The 2,065-nt window shown below is 43.5% G+C and carries 2 protein-coding genes; both read left to right on the top strand.

Features of this window, described 5'->3' with window-relative positions:
• Positions 1-16: 16 nt before the first annotated feature.
• The gene (locus A5294_RS06180) at positions 17-1,024 is read left to right on the top strand and encodes an ATP-binding cassette domain-containing protein (protein WP_064340716.1); all 1,008 of its coding nucleotides are present in this window, start codon (positions 17-19) and stop codon (positions 1,022-1,024) included.
• On the top strand, positions 1,021-2,010 hold the full coding sequence (locus A5294_RS06185; protein ID WP_064340717.1) for an ABC transporter permease subunit: 990 nt from the start codon (positions 1,021-1,023) through the stop codon (positions 2,008-2,010). The genes A5294_RS06180 and A5294_RS06185 overlap by 4 nt, the downstream gene beginning before the upstream one ends.
• Positions 2,011-2,065 lie beyond the last annotated feature (55 nt).

Genomic DNA, 2,065 nt, shown 5'->3' on the forward strand with positions numbered 1-2,065 from the left:
GTGATATTGTTAATTTATGTTAGAATTTCAACATATTACAAAGCGTTTCGGCGCAAAAACAACGCTTAACGACGTTTCTTTCGTCGCCGAAGACGGTAAAGTCACGGGCTTTTTAGGTCCTAACGGCGCTGGTAAATCTACCACCATGCGTTGTGCGTTAAATCTTATTCATGCCAATAGTGGCACTTCTCTTATTGACGGCAAACCTTACGCAAAAATCGCCTCTCCAATGACGGAAGTTGGAGCAGTTCTTGATGCAAAGTCTGCTCACAGGGGCCGTACGGCTTACAATCACCTGTATTCATTGGCTTTAACTCATGGAATATCAAAAAAGCGCGTTGACGAAGTGATTGATATTACTGGATTATCAAGTGTTAAAACCCGCAAAGCAGGATCTTTCTCGCTTGGTATGAGCCAGCGTCTTTCCATTGCGGCGGCACTTTTAGCAAATCCACACAATCTCATTTTGGACGAGCCAATTAACGGCTTAGACCCAGAGGGCGTTAAGTGGGTTCGCGAATTATGCAAGTATTACGCGAGCGAAGGCCGAGCAATACTACTTAGTTCGCACTTAATGAGCGAAGTTGCACTAACTGCAGATAACCTTGTGATTATTGCTCATGGCGAAATTTTGGAGCGCACAACAGTACAAGATTTTGTTGACGCACATTCTCAGCACGCTGTGCGACTTGTAACTCCAGAAGGCGAAAAACTAAAGTCTGTGCTTGCTCAAAACAATCCTGAATGCAAGATTTTGCAAGATACTCGCACTCCTCAAGACGTTCAAGAAGGCGAGCTTTTTAGAATAACAGGATGTGAGCTTAATCAGCTTGCTCGCGAAATTGCGGATAATCAAATTTTGGTATATCAGCTAAATCAAGAGCACGCATCACTTGAGGAAGCATATTTGGCTCTTACGCATGGCCAGGAGCAGTACGTTACTAAGACTGTTCCTAGCAGCGATTTAAAGCCAGACAGCAAGCAGCATGCAGAGCAATCTAACAATAAGGAGAGTGCAAAATGAGTGAGCAAGTAGCAAATCAACAAGTGCAATCTTCTGAGTCCAACGCACGCCAATCCAACGCGTACAAAACAGGCCGCAGCATGAACGCTCAGCACTTACGCCTTACATTCATGCACACGCTTAAATCTGAGATTGTTAAGTTGCGCGGACTTTCATCCACCTGGTGGTGCATGGCATTAGCTATTGTTTTGCCAGTAATCTTTAGCTTTATTATCGCGATTGTGCAAAAAGCAATGTCTAAAGTTGACATTAAGAATGGAGCAAATCAAGGTAGATCAAGCGCTGCAATTACTGTTGGGCCGAGCAATAAAAGTGACCTTATTGCATCTCAAGAAAGCATTTTCCGCTTAGTTATTAGTTTTGCTTCTGTATTTTTGATTGTTTTGTCGATTTTTGCAGTGCTCGCTGTAACCGCGGAGCATTCTACAACTTCGATTCAGGCTTCTCTTACTGCTGTACCTAGAAGGGGTATGTTTTTTACGGCTAAGTTTATTGCTGTTGCAATCTACGTTTTTGTGGTTCAACTTATTGCAATGGCAGTTTCGTTAGCTGCTGCAGAATTAGCTTTTATAGGAGACAGCACTTCTGGATTATCTGGAAGCAACGCGTGGAAATTGCCTCTTACGCTGTTCCTTGGCTCTCCTGCAATTATGGTTGTTGTAGCAGCAATGGCGTACGGTTTTGGCATGATTTGCAAGTCAACTGCTGGCGGAATTATGTGCGTTATTGGAGCCGTGATGATTTTGCCTAGTGTTCTTAGCATTATTATGTTTGCAAGCAATTTCGCGAAGTGGAATTCAATACTTATACAGCTTTTGCCAGCCACAGCGGTGGGGAAATTCTTGGGCGGCTCACCTAATTCGGGTGCACAGCTTCCACCAAACGCATATATTTTCACATGGTGGCAATCAGGCTTGGTGGTTCTCGCTTGGGGCGTAGTCATGTATGCAATTGGCCACGTTGTTGAAAAGCATCGCGATATTTAAACATAGTAAGTATAAATAAAAAATAAGCCCCGTTCGATTGCAATCATTACTGAGC

It is taken from the genome of Gardnerella sp. 30-4, from assembly GCF_001641215.1.
Taxonomy (GTDB): domain Bacteria; phylum Actinomycetota; class Actinomycetes; order Actinomycetales; family Bifidobacteriaceae; genus Bifidobacterium; species Bifidobacterium leopoldii.

Bases quoted from the DNA above. Each gene is read 5' to 3' on its own strand.
- A5294_RS06180 (WP_064340716.1), top strand. From the start codon at position 17: ATGTTAGAATTTCAACATATTACAAAGCGTTTCGGCGCAAAAACAACG.
- A5294_RS06185 (WP_064340717.1), top strand. From the start codon at position 1,021: ATGAGTGAGCAAGTAGCAAATCAACAAGTGCAATCTTCTGAGTCCAAC.